18 protein-coding genes and 1 pseudogene are annotated in these 20,796 nt (G+C 69.9%); 8 read left to right on the top strand and 11 right to left on the bottom strand.

Translation table 11 applies throughout. The features are described 5' to 3' along the window. Positions 1-188: 188 nt before the first annotated feature. Positions 189-1,280 carry a hypothetical protein gene (locus tag ACZ6C1_RS18740; RefSeq protein WP_469242197.1) on the bottom strand — a complete coding sequence of 364 codons (1,092 nt, stop codon included), beginning with the start codon at positions 1,278-1,280 and terminating at the stop codon, positions 189-191. A gap of 11 nt (positions 1,281-1,291) precedes the next feature. Beyond that, complete coding sequence (locus ACZ6C1_RS18735; RefSeq protein ID WP_469242196.1) at positions 1,292-1,558, bottom strand: peptidoglycan-binding domain-containing protein; 267 nt, start codon at positions 1,556-1,558, stop codon at positions 1,292-1,294. Between the two features lie 503 nt (positions 1,559-2,061). Between ACZ6C1_RS18735 and ACZ6C1_RS18730 the strand changes: the two genes are divergently transcribed. Continuing rightward, positions 2,062-2,937 carry a leishmanolysin-related zinc metalloendopeptidase gene (locus ACZ6C1_RS18730; protein WP_469242195.1) on the top strand — a complete coding sequence of 292 codons (876 nt, stop codon included), beginning with the start codon at positions 2,062-2,064 and terminating at the stop codon, positions 2,935-2,937. A 296-nt stretch (positions 2,938-3,233) separates the two neighbouring features. Here the strand turns inward: ACZ6C1_RS18730 and ACZ6C1_RS18725 are convergent, their stop codons facing one another. Then, on the bottom strand, positions 3,234-5,315 hold the full coding sequence (locus tag ACZ6C1_RS18725) for a trypsin-like peptidase domain-containing protein (RefSeq protein ID WP_469242194.1): 2,082 nt from the start codon (positions 5,313-5,315) through the stop codon (positions 3,234-3,236). 808 nt (positions 5,316-6,123) lie between these two features. Here ACZ6C1_RS18725 and ACZ6C1_RS18720 point away from each other — a divergent pair. Beyond that, positions 6,124-6,564: an RrF2 family transcriptional regulator gene (locus tag ACZ6C1_RS18720; protein ID WP_469242193.1), complete on the top strand. Its 441-nt coding sequence runs from the start codon at positions 6,124-6,126 to the stop codon at positions 6,562-6,564. 101 nt (positions 6,565-6,665) lie between these two features. Beyond that, complete coding sequence (locus tag ACZ6C1_RS18715; RefSeq protein WP_469242192.1) at positions 6,666-7,862, top strand: globin domain-containing protein; 1,197 nt, start codon at positions 6,666-6,668, stop codon at positions 7,860-7,862. Between the two features lie 174 nt (positions 7,863-8,036). Here the strand turns inward: ACZ6C1_RS18715 and ACZ6C1_RS18710 are convergent, their stop codons facing one another. Next, entirely contained in the window at positions 8,037-8,216 is a 180-nt protein-coding gene (locus tag ACZ6C1_RS18710) for a hypothetical protein (protein ID WP_469242191.1), read from the bottom strand. Between the two features lie 212 nt (positions 8,217-8,428). Further along, on the bottom strand, positions 8,429-9,301 hold the full coding sequence (locus ACZ6C1_RS18705) for a universal stress protein (RefSeq protein ID WP_469242190.1): 873 nt from the start codon (positions 9,299-9,301) through the stop codon (positions 8,429-8,431). Between the two features lie 353 nt (positions 9,302-9,654). On the opposite strand from ACZ6C1_RS18705, the gene ACZ6C1_RS18700 reads away from it, so the two are divergent. Further along, positions 9,655-10,524 carry a universal stress protein gene (locus ACZ6C1_RS18700; protein WP_469242189.1) on the top strand — a complete coding sequence of 290 codons (870 nt, stop codon included), beginning with the start codon at positions 9,655-9,657 and terminating at the stop codon, positions 10,522-10,524. A gap of 277 nt (positions 10,525-10,801) precedes the next feature. Here ACZ6C1_RS18700 and ACZ6C1_RS18695 read toward each other — a convergent pair. Further along, positions 10,802-11,469, bottom strand: a pseudogene (locus ACZ6C1_RS18695) (transposase family protein). An 86-nt stretch (positions 11,470-11,555) separates the two neighbouring features. On the opposite strand from ACZ6C1_RS18695, the gene ACZ6C1_RS18690 reads away from it, so the two are divergent. Then, positions 11,556-12,110 carry a hypothetical protein gene (locus ACZ6C1_RS18690; RefSeq protein ID WP_469242188.1) on the top strand — a complete coding sequence of 185 codons (555 nt, stop codon included), beginning with the start codon at positions 11,556-11,558 and terminating at the stop codon, positions 12,108-12,110. A 401-nt stretch (positions 12,111-12,511) separates the two neighbouring features. On the opposite strand, the gene ACZ6C1_RS18685 is transcribed toward ACZ6C1_RS18690, so the two are convergent. Next, complete coding sequence (locus ACZ6C1_RS18685; RefSeq protein WP_469242187.1) at positions 12,512-13,237, bottom strand: response regulator; 726 nt, start codon at positions 13,235-13,237, stop codon at positions 12,512-12,514. Between the two features lie 388 nt (positions 13,238-13,625). Here ACZ6C1_RS18685 and ACZ6C1_RS18680 point away from each other — a divergent pair, with 388 nt between their 5' ends. Both ACZ6C1_RS18680 and ACZ6C1_RS18675 read left to right on the top strand, forming a co-directional pair. Next, entirely contained in the window at positions 13,626-13,952 is a 327-nt protein-coding gene (locus tag ACZ6C1_RS18680) for an STAS domain-containing protein (RefSeq protein WP_469242186.1), read from the top strand. A gap of 280 nt (positions 13,953-14,232) precedes the next feature. Further along, a complete protein-coding gene (locus tag ACZ6C1_RS18675; RefSeq protein ID WP_469242185.1) occupies positions 14,233-14,685 on the top strand; it encodes a CBS domain-containing protein in 453 nt (150 codons plus the stop codon). 231 nt (positions 14,686-14,916) lie between these two features. On the opposite strand, the gene ACZ6C1_RS18670 is transcribed toward ACZ6C1_RS18675, so the two are convergent. Next, entirely contained in the window at positions 14,917-17,316 is a 2,400-nt protein-coding gene (locus ACZ6C1_RS18670) for a phosphoketolase family protein (protein ID WP_469242184.1), read from the bottom strand. A gap of 673 nt (positions 17,317-17,989) precedes the next feature. Here ACZ6C1_RS18670 and ACZ6C1_RS18665 point away from each other — a divergent pair. Further along, positions 17,990-18,574: a DinB family protein gene (locus tag ACZ6C1_RS18665; RefSeq protein WP_469242183.1), complete on the top strand. Its 585-nt coding sequence runs from the start codon at positions 17,990-17,992 to the stop codon at positions 18,572-18,574. A 173-nt stretch (positions 18,575-18,747) separates the two neighbouring features. Here ACZ6C1_RS18665 and ACZ6C1_RS18660 read toward each other — a convergent pair whose 3' ends face one another. From ACZ6C1_RS18660 to ACZ6C1_RS18650, 3 genes are all read right to left on the bottom strand, one after another. After that, positions 18,748-19,161: an arginine deiminase family protein gene (locus tag ACZ6C1_RS18660; RefSeq protein WP_469242182.1), complete on the bottom strand. Its 414-nt coding sequence runs from the start codon at positions 19,159-19,161 to the stop codon at positions 18,748-18,750. Continuing rightward, a complete protein-coding gene (locus tag ACZ6C1_RS18655; RefSeq protein WP_469242181.1) occupies positions 19,158-20,048 on the bottom strand; it encodes a universal stress protein in 891 nt (296 codons plus the stop codon). Before ACZ6C1_RS18655 ends, ACZ6C1_RS18660 begins: the two co-directional genes overlap by 4 nt. Positions 20,049-20,503: 455 nt before the next feature. Next, on the bottom strand, positions 20,504-20,695 hold the full coding sequence (locus tag ACZ6C1_RS18650; RefSeq protein WP_469242180.1) for a hypothetical protein: 192 nt from the start codon (positions 20,693-20,695) through the stop codon (positions 20,504-20,506). Positions 20,696-20,796: the final 101 nt, after the last annotated feature.

The following is a 20,796-nucleotide window of genomic DNA, read 5'->3' as shown; positions in this document are numbered from 1 at the left end:
GTACCCGAGTCCTCGGTTACCGCGGCCTCTTCGTGGTTCCGGTGGTCACATGGTCGTGTGGTCGTGTGGTCGTGTGTGCGCGTGTGGTCGTGTGTGTGATGGTGGTTCCGGCGGTCGTGTGGTTCGGGCGGTCGTGTGGTTCCGGCGGTCGTGTGGTTCCGGTGTCGTTCGGCAGCTTTCGTCATTCGTCAGCTGGTGGGCGCCTGGGGTTCGCGAGCCGGTTTCCCCTGTGTGTTGTGCGGCCCGCCCACGGAGTTCAGGACCGTCTGCGCCTGATTGTCGACGAGCTTGGTGAACAGCTGTTGTGCGTATCCGAAGATGACGGCCCAGGCGATGATCTGCGCGGATGAGTCGAGGGCCTGCAGGCCGGGGACGAATTCACCGCGCATGAGCAACAGACCGAGTACCGCGGTCAGCGCACCTGTCGGAAGCTTGAGCAGGGCCAGCGCCACGGGCACGTTGTACGGGGTGGATGTTCCCTTGATCCGCCGCAAGGACGTGGCCGCCGCGACAGCGGCCGCGACGATGCCGGTGAACATGACGACGGGGTAGTCCCACTTTGAAGCCACCTGCGCGTAGAGACTGTCGATGTCACCCCCCGGCTCCGCGCTGAGCGACGACATGTCACTCCCCGTCGGGCAGACGATCCCGATCTTCTCCGGGCGGAAGCACAGGGGCACCGTCTCCGGGGACAGGGAACCGAAGACGCCCATGAGGACGACGACCAGGGACAGGACGATGGCCATCCCGTGGACGACGTAGGTGAAGCTGCGGACCCGGAGGTTCTCCCGCAGGTGCGACTGACGGGCAACAGCCACCGTGTCGACCACCACTTGGCGCTGCACCTCCTGCAGAGGCGTGCCGCTGCGAATGGCCAGCGCGATCTCCTCGACCTGCACTCTCCGTTCGTCGTTGACGGGCAGGTGTTCGCGGACGTACGCCACCAGGCCCGGCAGCATCGCCGTGACCTCGTCCGGCGTGGACAGCCGCAGCATGAGGTTGTGCGCCGCGTCGAAGCGCGTCTGGGCGACGGCCAGGTGCGCGGCGGGAATGAGCCGGCGGTGGTCGTGGCGGAGGGTGCTCCTGGCCTCCTCCAGCTCCTTGAAGGCCTGGGCGGCCAGGGCCTGCTCATCAGCCGGCATCACTTCCCGCGCCGCCCGGGACCGGAGGAGTGCCTCGAGTTCGCTGATGCGCGAACCGAGCCCCTCCCGTAGCTCCCACAGTCCCTTCTCACGGGAATCGGCTCGTCGGCGGTCGAACGGCCTCGGCCTGTCCGCCATGTGGATCAGGCTCAGCAGACGAAGTCGGGACTGTTGGCCCAGAAGGTGAGATGCGACCAGGTCTGTGCCCCGCAGAGGCCGTCGACCGTGATGTCCGCACACGCCTGGAACCGGCGCACCGCCGCGTCCGTGACGGGCCCGAAGATTCCGTCGACGAGGAGGTTCTCACCCGTGAGCGAGCTGTTGAGGTAGCACTGGGCCTGCCTGACGGCCGAGCCCGACGAGCCCTTCTTGATCGCTGGTCGTGCGGTGGTGTGGGTGCAGATGTCGGTGGCCATGGCGCACTCCTGTCTCGCAGCGTTCTCCCGAAGCGCCCTGGGCCGTCGCGCCACGACGGGATCCGTTCCCGGTGCGGCACCGGGAACCGGGCTCCTCCGGGTGGTGGGAGGCCGTGCCACGTCGTCCGGTACTGCGCGACCGCGGCGCCGATCGCGGCGGCGGCCGGTCCACGCAGGGTGCCTGTGCTCCGACGATGTGGGACACGCCTATACATATGCTCCTTTTCATGCTACATGTCCGGTTCACGGATTTCCACCGTCTGCCCTTGCTCTCAAAGGAGTTGAAGCCGGAGCACCCGTCCGCGACAACGTACGTCGTCCTTGGCCGAGTCACGATCCGTCCGGCGCGCATATTGTGCATGCGCGGCGGGCCCCGCGCATTTATGTGGAGATTCAACAAGGCAAGTTTCCACCACATTTGATTCCGCGGCTCACCGGCCCCGAGAGTTAGCGTGGTGTGGAGGAGTGAATTCCGTACTGCGCACGCGAGGGGAGCATCCATCATGGGCAGGCAGAACACCCACCATGCCTTCGAAACGTACCGGGCCGTCGCCAACAGTGACCGGGCCGAGGAGTTGGCGGCCACCACCTCTCCGTTCCAGATCGAGGTGCGGTTCGTCAGAGGGCTGACCAGCAATCAGAAGGACGTGTTCGCGGAGGCGGCGGACCGCTGGACCCAGGTCGTGGTCGGGGACCTGGAGACGGCGATCGTCCATGACTTCACCGGTGAAGTCGTGATCGACGACATCCTGATAGACGCCGAGGGCGTCCCCATCGACGGGGTGAACAACGTCCTCAACGTGCTCGGTGAGGCCGGCCCCACCCGGCTGCGCAGCGACGAGGCGGCCAGCGGTGCGGGGCTCCCGGCGACGGGGCACATGAGGTTCGACAGTGCCGACCTGGCCCAGATGGAGGAGGAGGGCACCCTCCTCGACGTCATCACGCACGAGATGGGACACGTCCTCGGAGTCGGCACCATCTGGACGGACTTCGGCCTCCTCAAGAACTTCCCGGGACCGGACCCCACCTTCGTCGGCCAGGGGGCCATGGAGGAGTACGGCAAGCTCAGGGGAAGAGGCCCCACCCCGGTGCCGGTGGCCAACGTCGGCGGCCCGGGAAGCGCGGGCGGCCACTGGCGGGAGAGCGTGTTCGACAACGAGCTGATGTCGCCGTCGATCGAGGAGCGCGACAATCCGCTGAGCCGGCTGTCAGTGGCGAGCCTCGGGGACCTCGGGTACACGGTCGACCTCGACGCCGCCCAGGACTACGGGCTCCCGGACCTGCTCGCGATCGCCAGCTCCGAGCGCGTCCCACCCCCGGTACCGCAGCACGTGGTACTCCCGACCCTCCCGAGCCGTGTCCCGGCGGGCCGGCCCTGACCGGCCCTGACCGGCCCTGACCAGCGGACGGCGGACGCACGGCCACTGCTGTCAGGACAGGACCGAAGACCGAAGACCGTGACGCCCCGGACCCACCGCCGGGGCGTCACGGCGTCATGGTGAGGCCGGGAGGCCGGTCCGCGGCGTCGCGTCCCGCCGTCGCATCCCGCCGCGGTGTCGCTGCGGGACGCGGCGCGCGCCGGGGCCGGAGCCCCGGAGCGCGCCCTCCCCCGGCCCCCCCGCCCCCGGCCTCGCCCTCATCGAGGCCGGGTCCACGGTGGCTCGGTGGTGCTCGGTCAGGCCGCGGCGATCACGTGCCCGATTTCCGCGGCAACCTCCGGGTGGGTGAGGTACTCCTCGATGTGGTGGGCCCGGTCACGGGAGTTGGTGACGGCCAGGTCGGTCAGCTCGCCCTTCCAGGTGTCCCTGAGCGGGCAGCCGATGGCCACGGCGTCGGTCGGGCACCAGGCGTTGATCCAGGTGTAGTCACCCTCGGGACGCTGGGGGCCGCCGACGAGGAGGCGCTGGTGGACGGAGTCCAGGCCCAGGGGGCTGCCGGCGGTGACGAGCAGGGCGATGTCCACCTCCGGCCCGAGCCGGGTGAGGAGATCCATGCCGACGACGGTGCCGAGGCTGTGGGCGACGAGGACGACCTCTCCCGAGGTCGGCATCGAGGCGAGCACGGTGTCCAGGACCGTGTCCCTGACCTCGGTGTCGTCGAGGTACGCCGCCACGTCACGCAGGATGGTCGCGATGACCCATTCGTCGAGGTCGCTCTTGGCGGCCAGCCAGCTCAGTTGCCGCTGCAGCGTGCCGACCACGGAGGCACCGAACCGCTCCTCCTCCAGCTCCGCCTGCGGCGGCATCTGCGCGCTCGCCGCCGCTTCGGCGATGAGCCGCTCGTAGGTGCCCCGGGCCGGACCGGTGGGCGCGCACGCCTCCGCCACCGGGGCGGCCGTCATCTCGGCGTACGGGCGGGGCACGGCCTCCTGCTGCTTGAGCGCCCCCACGAGGGCATCGCCGTAGAACGGGAACCACGCGTCCGCCGGGTCGATCGGTGGCATTCCGGCCCGTGTGAGCCCGTGGTTGAGTCCGGCGGACCAATCCCGGCGCAGGTTTTCCGTGTTCTTGCCCTGTTGGCTCCTGCCGTGCAGGAAGACCAGGTGCCGGTGACCGTCGCGGGCGGCCGTGTCGGGGCGGAGACCGACGCGTTCGGTGGTGGTGGAGCGCGCGGGAACGTGGCCGGTGGCAGGGGCGGTGTCCTGCAGTACGGCCGAGGCCGCCTGCGGTACGCCAGGAACCACCTGCGGTCCAGCAACCGCCTGCGGTCCGGCGCCGCCCTCCGAAAGACCCGAGTCCTGCCCCATCTCGGCCAGTAGCGCACGCCTTTCCGGATCGAGCCGGACGGCGGCGAGGTGCCGCAGGATGGAACTGATGCGTACGCCTTCGTTGGCCACCCAAGCGACAGCGTCGTCACCGTCACCGGACTCCCACACCTTGCCGTCCTTGCGCAGGGTGCGACCCTCGGCGTCCTTCTCCGGCACACCGCTGTGGTGGAGGGCCACCACTTCCCATTGGTCGTTGAAGACCGGTGAACCGGAGTTGCCGGGCTCGGTGTCGGTCTTGTAGTGCAGGAAGTCGTCCAGACGGACCTGCAGTGCGTTGTCGCGGACGGCGATCTCCTTAAGGCGGCCCATCGGGTGGCCGATGACGTTCACCGGTTCTCCGACGACCAGCTTGCCGAGCTCGACGCTGAGCCTGTTCCACCCGTAGACCTCGCCCGGCGGCCTGCCGTCGGCCGTGGGACGCACCAGCACCAGGGCGAAGTCGAGGCGCTCGTCGGCGACGAAGAACGCGCCGGGATCGAACTCCAGCCTGGTCGATGTCCCTGGGGCGTTGTCGATGGTGACCTGGGCGTCGAACTCGAGGAGGCACTGCCCCGCGGCCGTCGCGTCGGGCAGGACGTGGTGGTTGGTCATCAGCAGGCGTGGGGAGACCAGGAAGCCGGTGCCGATCGGCAGTTCGCGGCCGTTCTGCCGGATGAGGATGCGGGCCACGGTGCGCGCGGCACGTGCGCCACGTGGCAGGAAGCTCCAGGCCTGCAGCTCCTTGGAGAGGCCGAGGATGCGTTCGTACGCGGCGGGCGCGGTCAGCTGCTCCTCGCGGATGCTCTCCACCGCCGCCACGGCCGGCAACGCCCGGCGATCGAGCAACCGTGTGGCGCGGACGGCGATCGCCTCGGGCGAGTCCGGGAACTTGACCCCGGCGTCCATCCGCCGTTCGACGTCATGACGCTCGGTGCTCGTCCGTTGGTACCGCTCCGCCGCGGCCTCGGCCTGCTTCAGCCATTCCGCGCGTGCGCTGCTCGTCACTGCCATGACCAACCCTCCGGTCCTGTTCCGGGGATGTGTTGCCGGCCGCAGAGGCCCGTGGGGCGGGACGGGGCCGGGCGATCGCCTCTTCCGGCGATCGCCGACTCTTCCGGCCGGTGCCGCCGGTCTCCCGCCGGTCTCGCGTCGAAGCGCACACCTCCATCGGAGGCACTGTGCGTTGTACGGTGCCATGTCGCCCGGGTGGCCCGGCACGGGTGATATGCGGCCCCGGTTCCGGGCTCTCTTCCATTCTCCGAACCGTCACGGGCCAGTGCCCACAGTGTGTCGCCCGTCTTTACTGTGTGCTAAGCGCCTTCCGATTCCATAAGTTCATGGTAGGCACGCCCACCGCCGCTTGCCTACGGGAACTCCTCATTTTCCAGAACAATCTCGGCCGGTATCGGCTTTACCGATGGGTAGTTGACGCCCGGTCCGCAGACGCCCGTGGATATCGAGCCCGTACCGCCCGAAAAAGTTCCGCAAGGTTGACCAGGTGATAATTGCATTGGTGACCAACAGTGAAAGCGGAAAACGGCGCACAGGGAAAAGCGGACTCCGGGCGCATCGCGAACACACCGACGGGGACGCTCCAAGTGCGTGCGCGTCAGGGCGCCCCGGTCACGGATCCGGCACCGCGGGAACCGGTTGGACAGCGGTCCGGCGGGACGAGATCGTCGACGGCCGACGTCATCCGCGACCGCGAGAGGAGCTCGCCCGAGCAGATCAGGGGGCGCTCGACCTCGTGACGCACTCCACACGACCAACAACGCCCTCTAAATGGGAATCTCGGGTTCGTATTTGTTAGCCTCCGGCCGTGCGACTGACCAAGTTCACCGACCTGGCACTGCGATCCGTCATGCGCCTGGCGGTCTGTGCCGACGACGAAGTGCTCACCACCCGCGAGGTGGCCGAAGCCATGGACGTGCGGCACACCCACGCGGCGAAAGCGATCACACGCCTGCAGCACCTCGGGGTCGTCGAGGCCCGGCGCGGCCGTGGTGGGGGGCTCGCCCTGACCCATCTGGGCCGGCACGCATCGGTGGGCTGGCTGGTGCGGCAGCTGGAAGGCGAGGCCGAGGTGGTCTCCTGTGACGACCCGCCGTGCCCCCTGCGCGCGGCCTGCCGCCTGCGGCGCGCACTGCACGATGCCCAGGAGGCGTTCTACGCCACGCTCGACCCGCTGACCGTGGCCGACCTCATCACCTCGCCCACCGGGCCGGTGCTGTTGTCCCTGGTCGGCCCTCCACCGCCGTAGCCCGAGCGCATCACGCCCACCCCTCAACCGTGCGTCACGGTGGCACGGCACACACACTTCAAAACACGAAGATTATCTACCTATTAGAAGGAGGAGTCGCAGTGCTCTCCGAGCAGTCCGCCGCCGTCGTCCGGGCCACCCTTCCGGTGATCGGAGCCTCCATCGGGAACATCACCGAGCTGTTCTACCGAAAGCTGTTCGATGCCCATCCCGACCTGCTGCGCGACCTGTTCAACCGCGGAAACCAGGCCAACGGAGAGCAGAAAAAGGCACTGGCCGGCTCCATCGCGGCGTTCGCGGGCCTGCTGCTGGAGAAGCCGGACGCACGCCCCGACGTGATGCTCGCGCGCATCGCGCACAAACACGCCTCGCTGGGGATCACGTCCGACCAGTACAAGGTCGTCCACAGGCACCTCTTCGCGGCGATTGCCGAGGTGCTCGGTGACGCGGTCACGGACGAGGTGGCGTCGTCGTGGGACGAGGTCTACTGGCTGATGGCCAACGCCCTGATCGCCCTCGAGGCCGGCCTCTACCAGGAGGTGGGCGCCGCCGAGGGCGAGGTCTGGCAGCGCATGGAGATCACTGAGCGACGCCAGGAGACGCCCGATGTCGTCTCCTTCCTCCTTCGGCCCCGCGACGGCCGCCCGGTCACGCCCTTCCGGCCGGGCCAGTACGTCAGTGTCCAGGTGGAACTCCCCGACGGTGCCCGGCAGATCCGCCAGTACAGCCTCTCTTCCGCCCCCGGCGGGCCGAACTGGCGGATCAGCGTCAAGCGCGTCCGCGACGCCGAGAGGCCGGACGGCGAGGTCTCGTCCTGGCTCCACCGGCACGCGCAGCCGGGCGATGAGCTGACCGTGTCGGCGCCGTTCGGCGACCTGGTCCTGCCGGAGGGCGACGGCCCGCTGCTGCTGGCGTCCGCGGGGATCGGCAGCACGCTCATGCTGTCCATGCTCGACCACCTGGCCTCCACCGGCTCGGACCGCCGCGTCCTCGTGGTCCACGCCGATCGCTCCCCCGCCGACCACCCGCACCGCGCGGAGCAGATCCGCCTGGTGCGGGCGCTCCCGGACGCCCGGCTCCACCTCTGGTACGAGGAGCCCGACGACCAGGCACCGGAGGTGGCGACCGGCCTGGCCGACGTGAGCGGCCTGGAGCTCCCGGCAGACCTGACCGCCTACCTCTGCGGGCCGCTGCCCTTCATGCGGGCGGTCCGTGGCGACCTGCTGCGGCGCGGCGTGCCCGCGGAAAGGATCCACTACGAGGTCTTCGGCCCGGACCTCTGGCTGGGCCACGAGTAGGATCCGACGACCAGGTGGCGCACCGGGAGCGGGGGGACGGGTGCCGGGAGGGACGGGTGCCGGGCGTGACGGGCGCAACGGGCGTGACGGGCGCACCCGGACCGTCCACCTCGCCATGCCCAGCGCTGGCCGGCCCCTGTCCGGCGTCCGCCCCTCCGCGGGCCGCCAAGTGCCTCACAGCACTCGCAGGTCGTGGGCGCGGAACTGGTCGCGCACGCGCTCGACCAGAACACCGTCCGGTACGGGGTTGTCCCGGAGGGGGAAGGGGATGCCGAGCGCGTCGTACTTGGGTGCGCCGAGCTTGATCCGGCCGCGCCCGTAGGCGTCGGGGAGGCCCGTGATGATGCCGGCCACCGCTGACCGGCCTTGTCGTGTCGGGTGAACAGGGCCGGTGGTCCGGTGGGCCCGAGGGACCTTCAGCCCTCCCTCACGAGCGGGGCGGCGCCTTCGTCGTCGCCGAAAGAGGCGGGAGCTACCCGCCGGGGCGGCTCGGCTGCCCGTCTGTCCTGGGCGGATGCGGAACCGGCGGGTTGCATTGGTGTGCGCCGCTCGGCCGTCGGGCCCGTTCAGTCGTGCGGTACGACCGCGACCGGGGCCAGGCAGTGGTGCAGGACCGCGTGGGTGACGGCCCCGATGTGGGTGCCGATCCGTGCGCGCCGGACCCTGCGGCCGACGACGACGAGCCGCGCGTCCTGCGACAGCTCGATCAGGTCCCGCGCCGGCCGCCCCTGACGGCAGTCGCGCACCACCACCACGCCCGGGAACTTCTCGGTCCAGGGCGCCAGCGCCTCGTCGAGCGCCCGTCGGGCGTCTTCGGCGACCTCCGTCATGAGCAGCGGCAGGGCGCCGCCCATGTCGGGTCCGTAGAGCGCGGGGACGGCCCAGCTGTGCACCACCCGCAGGCCACAGCCGTACCGCTCGGCCGCGGCGAAGCCGAAGGCGAGCACCTCGTCACTGGGGGCGGACACGTCCAGACCGATCACCACGTCCCCACCCACGGGGTCCTCCTCGGGCTCCAGGGGGTCGTGCGGGCGGACGAGGACGACAGGTCGCCGCGTGCGGGCGAGCACCGCCAAGGAGACCGATCCCGCGAGGAAGCCGGCCAGGCCGCCCAGACCGCGGGAGCCGAGCACCAGCAGTTCCGCTTCCTCGGCAGCGGCGCACAACTCCTCCACCGGGTCGCCGGCCACCCACTTCGTCTCGACGTCCAGGCCCGGGTGGCGGCGCCGCAACCGCCTCTCGGCCGCGGCGAGCGTGCGCTCACCCCATCCGCGTGCCGTTGCCGGGTCGACGAGACGGGTACGCGGGTCCTCGTCGCCGCTCCATGCCCGGAGCACCCGCAGCGGCACCGCGCGGCGCAGTGCCTCTTGGGCGGCCCACTGCGTGGCGTTGAGACTTTCCTGGGATCCGTCGAGGCCGACGGTGACGGTGCGGGACATGGGGACTCCGTGGGTCTGGCGGCCGGAAGGGCCGGATGCGGCATACGTGGGCCGGCCTTCGGCGGCTCCCAAAGGAGTTGGCCGTCCGGCACTCCGAGGGGCCCTGCTGGGCGGGCCTGCCCCTCCACAGTGATCGGCCGGGGCGGTTCGCGCAGGGGGCCGGAGGTCCCTGTGGCGGGCCAGTGGACCTCGCGGCCGCGTATCACCGGCTCGACGGCCACGGCACCGTGACCGAACGGCCGGGAGACAGGGCCGATGGGCCCTCGGCGGATCGCCACATCCTCACGCATGCTGAGGACAGGAGAGGGCGGCCGCAGCGGCCGTGCCCGTCGAACCGTATGGAGGCACCCCCCATGAGCAGCGCCATCACCGTAGGAGTGGACGGTTCCGCGGAGAGCCTGGCAGCGGCCGATTGGGCGGCACGCGAAGCCGAACTGCGTGGGATGCCGCTGCGTATCGTGCACGCCTGGCTCTGGCAGCCGCTGGATGTCCCCGTCGTCCAGGACAGGGAGACGCAGGCCAAGTCCGCCCACACGGTGCTCCGCGAAGCCGAGACACACGTCGCCGGCCGTCACCCGGCGCTCACGGTCACCGCCGAAGTCGTCCAGGACACCGCGGTCACCGCTCTGTTGAGGGAGGCCGAGGCGTCCGAGATGCTGGTGCTGGGTTCGCGGGGGCACGGGGCGCTCGTCGGCTTCCTCCTGGGCTCATACGGCCAGCAGGTGATCTCGGCCGCGAAACGGCCCGTCATCTCCGTGCGCGCCCGTGACGGGCGGACGGAGGCGGAAGGCGGCGAGATCGTCGTGGGCCAGCAGGGCACACCGGAGGACAGCGACGCGGTGCTCGGCTTCGCCTTCGAGGAGGCCGCAGCACGCGGCGCGGCCCTGCGCGCGGTACGGGCCTGGAGCCTGCCGCCGATCTTCGCCTACAGCCCCGGCTCGATGCGCCTGGCGGACGAGGCCGGAGGACTGGAGCCGTTCGAGAAGAAGGCTCTGGCCGAGGCGCTCGCTCCGTGGCGGGAGCGGTTCCCCGACGTGCTCGTGACCGAGCACGTCGAGATCGGCAGCGCGGGACAGGTGCTGCTGTCGGCCGTGTCGAACGCGCAGCTGCTCGTGGTCGGCCGACGGACGCGGCGCGCACCCGTCGGTACCCGCATCGGATCGGTCGCCCATGCCGCACTGCACCACGCCCCCTGCCCCGTCGCTGTCGTTCCGCACGACTGACGACCTCCGCCGGCGGGGACACGCCATATGGCCGGCCCCCGCCACGAGACGACACAGCCCGGACTGCCGAAACGGCCGGATCGCAAAGCAACCTGACGACAAGCCACGACGAGTCACGACACGGACGTACCGGCTCCAGGGGTCTGGGCCAGGGCTCTCATCGATTCTGGCCCGTTCGCGCCGACTGTGTCAGCTGAGCGTTGTCCCGTAAAGGATCTTCGGGTGGGTGCGGGCTGGCTGGCTGGCTGGCTGGCTGGCCAGTGTTCGGTCCGCTTGTCTACCCGACGAGAATGAGGTTGTGCAGGCGGGCGATGCCGCTCACCGCGTGGTGCAGGCCCTCGCCCTTCAATCGGCAGTCGCGGAGAATCTTCCAGGGCTTCATCCGGGCGAAGGCGTGCGCAACGCGGGCACGGACCTGACGGTGGGAGGTGTTGTGCTCTTCCTTCCGAGCCGGCAGTTCGTGCTGCCCGCGTGCGCGACGGTGAGGGATGACAGACCAGTGCCCCGGTAGCCACCGTCGGCGACCACAGCGGTGCGGCCGACAGCGGCTTCGGCGCCGGACGATTCCCATGCCTTGCAGTCATTACGGTTGCCAGTAGCGGTAGTTCTGACTGCTCGGCCACGATGTGAGCACAGTGTCCTTACGGAACCGCTTGCACGGCCGGAGGAGCGCGAGCAGGGGGCCGAGGTGTCTGATGACGCGGTCGGCCGCGGACTTCGATGTCCCAACGAGCGGGACAAGCCGGCGCAGCGTCAGTTCGTGCGCCAGGACGTCGTGGCCAGCAGGACCCGATCCTCCAATGGCAGCCCCACGGCCGACCTCACCGCACCTCATCGGCCCCCTCTCGGCGTAGCGCGGTCACCAGCCTGTCGAAGCAGTGTGGGCTCAGCCCCGTGAACGGGGTTGTCCAGGACGGTGCCGAACGCCGTGATCACCCCAGTCACAGCGAAATCATGACGCCAAGCCGGGGCCCCCTGTAGCACCGCCCCGTCACGGGCCGCCTGGCCAGGGCCTCACCCATAGCTGCACCATGCTCAAGACACCGCCGGGGCCGGCACGACGATCTTATGAGGAGCAGGACGTGGGAAGTCTGTTGAGGAGCGCCTGCGGGGTCCGCTGGGGAGAACTGCGAGACGCGACGGGCGCCACGGCCAGCGGTATCCCCTCTCTGCTGTCCCGGATCGCCTACGGCGATGCGGACACGGCCCGCAACGCCATCGACGACCTGGGAGACGCCATCTGTGCGCTGGGGTTCGTCGTCGGCGAGGCGACAGCTCCCACGGTGCCGTTCCTTCTTGAACTGGTCGGCTCCCCGCACGTGGCCTGCAAGGCCGAGCTGCTGGACCTTCTGGGAAGTATCTGCAGGGCCGACCAGTGGCACTCCGCCGCTGCGGCGACGCAGGACCGCGCGCACGATGCGAGCCACCGGCAGCAAACCGGTTGGGAGACAGCCTCAAGGACAGCCGTGTACGTAGGCCGGTCAGTCATCGAGGGCATCGCCTCCTCTGTACGGCCAGAGGAGGCGACACCTGCTCGGAAGCTGTTGCAGGTGATGGACGACACCCCGCCGCTCCCGGAGCTGTGAGCGGTCATCGCGGGACAGCCCTTGGGCAGCGGGCCGACCCCAGGACCCGGACCTGAGGTGATCACCGCAGGCACCCCCTTGACGGCAGGGCCGGGTCTCCTCCTCTCCACGCGGCGCGGAAACCGGCTCCGCGAGGACAACCGGGCCACGCCCGTCCGGTGTTCCCGAAGCCGACCTGGGGCCAGGGCAGAGCTCACGCGCGACACAAGATCGGCAGCCGTCCAGGTCGGCAGTCGCCTGCCCTGCTGCCGAGCCGGTCGTGCTCTTCGTACGCCGAGGATGCCAGGGGTGCCGAGGATGCCAAGGGTGCTGAGGATGCCGACAGCGGCCCCTGGTCGGCTCCGGGCGAGACATCGAGCAGGGGCCGTTCATCCCTACCCAGACGCGTGTGGGGCCGGCGTTCAGCCTCGCGGGCGTCCCTCGCGTCCGGCCGAACCACCCTGGTCGTTCTGGGCGGCCAGTGCCTGGGTGGCGATCACGGCGGCCTGCACCCGGCGTTCGACACCCAACTTGGCGAGCAGCCGGGAAATGTTGTTCTTGACCGTCTTCTCCGCCAGGTACAGCCGCTTGCCGATCTCCCGGTTCGTCAGTCCTTCTCCCACCAGAGCGAGGATCTCCCGCTCCCGTTCCGTCAGACCGGGCAGGCCCTGAGGTTGCTCCTCCTGGGGGGCTCCGCCACGCAGCCGGGCCATCACCCGTGCCGTGGCGCCGGGGTCGAGCATGGACTGGCCGGAGGCCACCGTGCGCACGGCGGTGACCAGGTCCGTGCCGGTGATCTGCTTGAGGACGTAACCGGACGCGCCGGCCATGATCGCGTCGAGCAGCGCCTCCTCGTCGTCGAACGAGGTCAGCATCAGACAGGCCAGGTCGGGCATGCGGGAGCGCAGTTCCCGGCACACGCTCACGCCGTCCCCGTCCGGCAGACGCACGTCGAGCACGGCGACCTGCGGCCGCAGCGCGGGCACCCGCACCAGTGCCTGCTCGGCCGTGCCGGCCTCCCCGACCACGGTCAGGTCGGGCTCGGCGTCCAGCAGATCGTGCACACCGCGGCGCACCACCTCATGGTCGTCGAGGAGAAAGACCCTGACCGGCTCCTTCTCCGTGAGGCCACCACTGCTGTCCGTCATCGCACACTCCGTGTTCGCCGAGGGGTCCGCCGTAGGCGGATCCGTCTGCATCGTGCCGCTTCACCGGGCCCGCCGACCAGGGCCGGATGGCCCTCATCCCCCTGTCGGATCCCGGAAGCCTCGGTACCCGGTGCCGCGGAGCCCCATGCACTCCCTGCGGCCGACGATCTCGGAACGGGTGCACGGCGCACGGGGGTCCGCCCCATGGCGGTTACGCGTTCCTCTCGCGACGACGAGGCGTCACCGGAGAGGGACCTTCGGCCCCCTGCGAGGGACCCGCCGGACCTTCTGCCTTCGCTCGCGTTCTGGTGGACTTCCCTGCGCCGGCACGACCGGGGAAAGCAGGGCCCCGGGACACCGCCTGGACCGAGAGAGCAAGGCTGCCGCCATGACGACACCCCAGATCAGCCTGACCACGACCCCCCTGGACCACAGCACGACCGCCGTCGCCCTGGCCGGGGAGCTCGACCTGTACTCCGTTGCGCACATCGAGCCGGAGCTGACCTCCCTCACACGGGACACCGAGCGTGAACTGCTGCTCGACCTGACAGACATGACCTTCTGCGACAGTTCCGGCGCGGCGTTGTTCCTTCGGATGCACCGCCGGTGCACAGCGGCCGGTGTGCGTTTGAGCCTGTGCCGCATCCAGCGGCTTCCTGCTCGTGTCATCCGCGCCCTTGGTGTGGACCGCGCCGTGCCCTGCTCCTTCGCCTGACCAATCAGCGAGATCCGGCCGGCGGTGATGGGGAACCGGCCCGGCTGAAGGTCCGATCGGCCCTACTGAGGCAGCGGGCAACGGGAGACGCTGGCCGCAGGCAGCGAAGTCGTCCAGGACCGAACTGGAGCACGGCCGAACGGCCCGCGGTACAGGTCTTGACCGGTTCTGTCCCCTCCTTGCGCGTCGCACGTGCGGCCGGAATCGCGTGCTGCGGCCGCTGAGGTCGATCGCACACGCCCACCCCACCGCTCCACCCGCGCCGACGGCCGGCGGGCTGATGTCCACTCCCGCGGTCACTGTGCGTCCCGAACAGCGTGTGGTCGAGGCAGCGCGGATCACGGAACGCTGCCGCATCGACCGGCTGCCCGTCGACGGTGGCGTACCGGAGTGCCTGGTGGACGAGGAAGACCGTCTCATCGGCATCACCACACGCCGCGACCTCCTGCACGTCTTCCTGCGCACCGATGAGGAGATCACGAAGACGTGGCCGGCGCTGTCCGCCTCCACAGTCCCGCCCACGACGCCGACAACCTCCACGTCGATGTTCGGGACGGCGATCGTCACCGTCGAGGGCGCCGCCGGACCGCAGATCAACACCACGGCGCTGATCCGGGCCGCATGGCGGGGCGACGGCGTCGTCGGCGTGGTCAACCGGCTGACGGCCGACCGTCGAGACGCCTCGTCCGTACCGCCGAGCGATGCAGAGCAGTTGGGCCTTCCGGAGTGCTGAACGTTCGGCGCCACCGCCTGTCGGCGGCGTTGCCTGCGAGGGCCTCCAACGGGGCGCCCTCGCAGGCGTACTGAACCGGCAGGATCACCTGGTGACCGGTACGAGGTGACCGGAACGACAAGCGGGTGCCGGGGCCGTTGGTCCCGCGCAGCCGGCCGGACGGCGCTGCATCAGCGGTGGCACCCGGCCGGGACAGCCGGCGTCGCGGGATACGACGCGGGGACGGTGGAATCATGCCGGATGCCGGTCGTTGCTCCAGGTCCAGTCGGTGACTTCGGGCAGGTCGGTGCCGTGCTCGCGGATGAAGGCGTGGTGACGGGTGCGGGCGTCGGCCATGGCCTGGCGCACGCCCACGGCTCGTACGGCGAGGCCGGGCACGCGGTCGATCACGTCCATGACGAGGCGGTAGCGGTCGAGGTCGTTGCGCACGACCATGTCGAAGGGGGTCGTGGTGGTGCCCATCTCCTTGTAACCACGCACGTGCAGGTTCGGGTGACCGGTACGGCGGTAGGCCAGGCGATGCACCAGCCACGGGTAGCCGTGGTAGGCGAAGATCACCGGCTTGTCGCGGGTGAACAGGGCGTCGTATTCCAGGTCGGTCATGCCGTGCGGGTGTTCCTCGTGGGGCATGAGCCGGGTCATGTCGACGACGTTCACCACGCGTACGGCGAGATGGGGCAGATGGTGCCGCAGGAGGCCGGCCGCCGCGAGGATCTCCTGGGTGGGTACGTCACCGGCGCAGGCAAGGACGACGTCCGGGTCGCGCGTGCCGTCCTCGGTGCCTGCCCAATCCCATACGCCGGCTCCGCGGGCACAGTGGACGCGGGCCTCCTCCAGGGAGAGCCAGTCGAAGCACGGCTGCTTGCCGGCGACGATCACGTTCACGTAGTCACGGCTGCGGAGCGCGTGGTCGGCGACGGACAGCAGGGTGTTGGCGTCCGGCGGCAGGTAGACCCGGACGACCTCGGGGCTCTTGTTCAGGACGTGGTCGACGAAGCCGGGGTCCTGGTGGGAGAAGCCGTTGTGGTCCTGCCGCCACACATGGGAGGTAAGGAGGTAGTTGAGGGAGGCGATGGGTGCGCGCCAGTGCAGGGTGCGTGAGGTCCTGAGCCACTTGATGTGCTGGTTGACCATGGAGTCGACGATGTGGACGAACGCCTCGTAGCAGGAGAACAGCCCGTGCCGGCCGGTGAGCAGGTAGCCCTCCAGCCAGCCCTGGCAGGTGTGCTCGGAGAGGATCTCCATCACCCGGCCGTGCCGGTCGAGATGCTCATCGGTGTCCTGGACCGGGTCCTGCCATGTCTTGCCGCTCGCCTCGTACACGGCCTGGAGGCGGTTGGAGGCGGTCTCGTCCGGGCCGACGAGGCGGAAGTCGCGGCGCTCGCTGGTGGAGGCCATGACGCTTTCGAGCAGTTCTCCGAGTACCCCGGTCGGCTCGTGGCGGGTTGCGCCGGGCTTGTCCACGGGCACGGCGAAGCGTTCGAGCGGAGGCAGGGGCAGGTCCCGCAGGAGCAGGCCGCCGTTGGCGTGCCGGGTCGCACCGAGCCTCCGTTCGCCCTCCGGCACGCATTCCAGCACCTGGGGGATCGGTCGGCCGGTCTCGTCGAAGAGCTCTTCGGGACGGTACGAGCGCAGCCACGCCTCGAGCTGGGCCCGGTGGCCGTCGTTGTCGCGGACTTGCGCGAGGGGAACCTGGTGGGAGCGCCATGTTCCCTCGACGGGCAGGCCGTCGACCTCGGCGGGCCCGGTCCAGCCCTTGGGCGTGCGCAGGACGATCAGCGGCCAGCGCGGCCGGCCGGCCCACGGGCCGGTGCGGGCTTGCTGCTGGATGTGCCGGATGCGGTCGAGGGCCGTGTCCATCGCGGCGGCCATGGCCCGGTGGACTTGGCGCGGGTCGTCACCGGTTACGTGCAGGGGATCGTGGCCGTAGCCGCGCAGCAGCTCGTCGAGCTCCGCCTCGGGCAGCCGGGCGAGCACGGTGGGGTTGGCGATCTTGTATCCGTTGAGGTGGAGGATGGGCAGGACCGCTCCGTCGTGGACGGGGTCGAGGAACTTGTTGGAGTGCCAGGAGGCGGCGAGTGGTCCCGTCTCCGCCTCGCCGTCGCCGATGACGCACGCCACCAGCAGGTCCGGGTTGTCCAGGGCGGCGCCGTAGGCGTGCGACAGGGAGTAGCCCAGTTCGCCGCCCTCGTGGATGGAGCCGGGAGTTTCGGGCGCCACGTGGCTCGGCACGCCGCCGGGGAAGGAGAACTGCCGGAACAGCCGGGCCATGCCCTCCTCGTCCCGGCTCACGTCCGGGTAGACCTCGCTGTAGCTGCCCTCCAGCCAGGAGTTGGCGAGGACGGCCGGCCCGCCGTGTCCGGGACCCCAGACGCACAGCGTGTCGATGCCGTGCCGCTTGATGATCCTGTTGAGGTGGGTGTGCACGAGGTTGAGGCCCGGAGAGGTGCCCCAGTGACCGAGCAGCCGGGGCTTGATGTGCGCCGGTTCCAGTGGCTTCTTCAGCAGCGGGTTGTCCATCAAGTAGATCTGGCCCGCCGACAGGTAGTTGGCGGCCCTCCAGTGCGCATCGAGCGCACTGAGCTCCTCGTCGGTCAGCGGGACGCCGCCCGGTCGCTCGTCCTTGCGCATGCTTCCTCCATTGTGTGGTGGCGGGTGGCAGGCGGGAGCCCGGCCGGCGTAGCCGAAGCGTGTGGCACCCCGCGTCGCAGGAATGCGAACCGCCTCAGCACCGCCCGGGCATGGTCCTCCCGCGATTCCACGGGCACATACCCCCATGGTTGTCAGTGCGTGACCACCAACGACGCTGACACGGCGGAGGCGTCGCAGTAAGGGCCGGATGGGCCACTTCAGCAACCCGCCCCTGCGATGCCCCGGCAAACCAGGGCCACGTGCCTGTGCCTGTACCAGAAGGAGCAACCAAGATCATGTACATGCTGTGGTGCGGCGATCAGGTCGGCATGGCGGCTGTGGCTGTTCGCGGTACGGCTCCAGTGCCTCCGGGGACGCTGAGGGTGATGTGCGCGTAAGGCGGCGTGGATCAATCCGTCCCCATCCCACACCCCTCCCGCAGCGCCGAAGGCGCAGCAACCCACCGGCGCAGGGTTGAAGCCGTCGACCGCGGCCGGCGTCCTTGGCGCTGTCGTTGTGCTCGCCCCGAAGAGGATGTCTCACGTGACAAGTTCGGCGCCCTCCTTGGAGCAGGTCAGGGCGGCGACCACGGCCAGACCTCGCCTCTGCCTGTCGTTGCGGACCTCGTACGCGATCTTGAGACCACGAGCAGCCCATGGCAGGCTCGTGCCGCATGATCGATGAATTCGCGAAAGACAACCTGCACGGGAGACTGCGGCGAGACCGCAAGGCGCTGCTCTGGAAACTCGACGGCTTGTCCGAATACGACGCCCGCCGACCTTTGACAGCCACAGGGACCAACCTGCTCGGTCTGGTCAAACACGTTGCCACCGTCGAAGCAAGGTACTTCGGCGAGGTTTTCGACCGACCGTCCCCGGAACCGCTGCCCCGGTGGCAGGACTCCAACGGCAGCGACCTGTGGGCGGCCGAGGACGAGACCCGCGATCAGATCATCGGGTTCTACCGGCGTACATGGGAACACTCGGACACGACGATCAACGAGCTTCCTCTCGACGCCCCCGGCCACGTGCCCTGGTGGCCGAAGCCTTATGCCGACACCAACCTGTTCGCCGTCATGGTCCATGTTCTCGGCGAGTCCATCCGGCATGCCGGGCACGCCGATATCCTGCGCGAGGGCCTCGACGGCCGGACCGGGTTGCGCGCCGAACTCGAGAAGCAGATCGATGGAGAAGCCCGTGAAGCGTACTGCGCGAAGATCGAGCAGGCCGCCAGGTCGGCCGCACCAATCAAGGCCTAGAGGTCGTCTCACGTGATGTGAAGTCCGTGCGGCATGATGCCGGTCGCGGGTGCCGACCCAACAAAGCGTCTGGTTCCTGATGAACTCTGGAAGCAGACCATCCCCGTTGCTGCCGTCGCTCGCTGCTCGTCCGCAAGGTAGTAGGACCGCTCCGTGGGACGAGCGGGCCGTGGTCACGGCAGCGGTGTACGCGCTGACCAGCGGCTGTGCCTGACGGCATCTGCCGCCGACGTTCGGCACGTCGCCCAGCGCTGGACGAACTCAGGGCCCGGGGCGCAGGGATTGGGTCTCGGTGATCGTTGACGCGGCCTCCGTCCGCGCCAAAAAAAGGGGGTGGTCAGCGGGGCCGGCTCAAAGGAGTCGGAGTACGCGCGGAATCGGTCGGTGGCCAAGGCCCCGAACTCCCGCTCGCCGAGGACGCGATCCGTGATCAGCTGCCGGGCGGCGGGCTGTGCCGGCGTCTCGCTCAGCAGGTCCGCGAGGAGGTGGACGCGCGCGCCGCGGTCGGGGAGCGTGTCGGCGAAGGCGTCGTGCTCCTCGCGGGTGCGCTTGACCCACAGCACGTCGTCGAGCGTGGGCTCCGTCACGCGTCCTGGTGTGGCACCACGGCCACAGGGGACACGCAGTGGTGCAGCACGGCGTGTGTGACGGAGCCCGTATGGGCGCCAAGCTGCGACCGGCGCGTGCGGCGGCCCACGACGAGCAGTCCCGCGTCCCGCGAGGCGTCGACCAGATCACGTGCAGGACGTCCGAGCCGGCACAGCGGGGTAACGGGCACCGAGGGGAACTTGTGACGCCAGGGCTGCAGCGCCTCGTTCAGTGCTTCCTCCTTCACGATCGCCACCCCGGCCGTCAACGCCCGCCCTGACTGGGTCGATTCGGCTCCACACAAGGGCGGAGGGCTCCAGCTGTACACGACCCGCACAGATCGACCGTGCCGGGCAGCGTGAGCGAAGGCGAACCCCAACACCTCGTCGTTCCCGCCCGATAGGTCGACCCCGACAACGACGGGACCGGAGTCCTGCCGTGCGGGAAGACCCGGCAGCCCCGGACTCTCCCGCGGCGCGCGGACGAGCACGACCGGCCGGGAGGCGTGTGCCACCACGGACAGCGACACGGAGCCGAGGACGACCCCGGCTACGGCGCCGAGCCCCCGCGAACCGAGAACGAGCAGTTCCCCCTCCTGCGCGAGATCGCACAAGGTCTCGACCGGATCGCCGCACACGTACGCGGTCTCCACGGTCAGGCCCGGATGGGCGTCGCGCACATGCGCAGCGACTCGGCGGGGACTCCATTCGGGCCGGTGGTACGCCGCGTCCCGGCCGACGAACGGCGTGTGGACGTCAGGCCGGATGTCCCACACATGAACCAGCTTCAGCGCCGCACGCCGACGTGACGCCTCCCAAGCGGCCCAGCGGACGGCTTCCCTGCATACTCGGGAACCATCGAGGCCGACGGTGACGGTGCTGGACATACGCGGACCTCCGGTGTGCAATCGGGTGTTCCCGTCAGCATGCTGGCCGCAGCAGCTTCGCTGCAGGGGCCGCTGGTCCCTTCCACAGGTCCGGCCTGCCCTTCGCGTACGTGGCCCGCCTCACCACGCCCAGGGACGGCGGGGTCACGCCAACGTCGGGGCAGCAGGGTGCCCTTGAGCTCGCCCGTTGGCGGCGAACGGCTCGCATCCGGTGTTGGCGGTGTCGCGCCCGTTCAGTCGGCGCTACGTTGACGGGTCGGCCTTGAGTCGACAGGCAACGGTGCGGCTTGTCGGTTCTGCCTCGTGGCGCCACGGAGCCCCGGTCCGCAGCGACCCCAGCACCCGCGACCTACCGGTGATCACGCCACGGGACGACCACACCCATCCAGCCGGGCGACAAGGGCGCTGTTCGCTCCCACTCCGCGTCCGCCAACTCACCTCGACCTGCCACAGGGTCAGTGATCAGCGGACTTGTGCTCGGACTCCCGCCCGGAGCCCGTCACGAACCGGCTCAGCCGGTAGGTGGTCGAGAGCGCCGGACGCCCGCACAGCGTGTCGATCCGGATCATCGACCCGTCGACTCCCGCCTCGCGAAGGCGGCGCAACTGCGTACGCACCTCCGCCCGGTCCCCAGTCTCAACGATCACTTCCCACTGCCCCGCGTCCGGCGCGGTGCGAGCGGCAAGCCGCTGACTCTCGGCCTGTCGTCGCCGCCTTCTTCTCCCTTGCCCTGGCACCAGCCCAGACT

This window comes from Streptomyces sp. NPDC041796, assembly GCF_055590785.1.
This window is presented reverse-complemented; position numbering and strand designations above follow the sequence as displayed.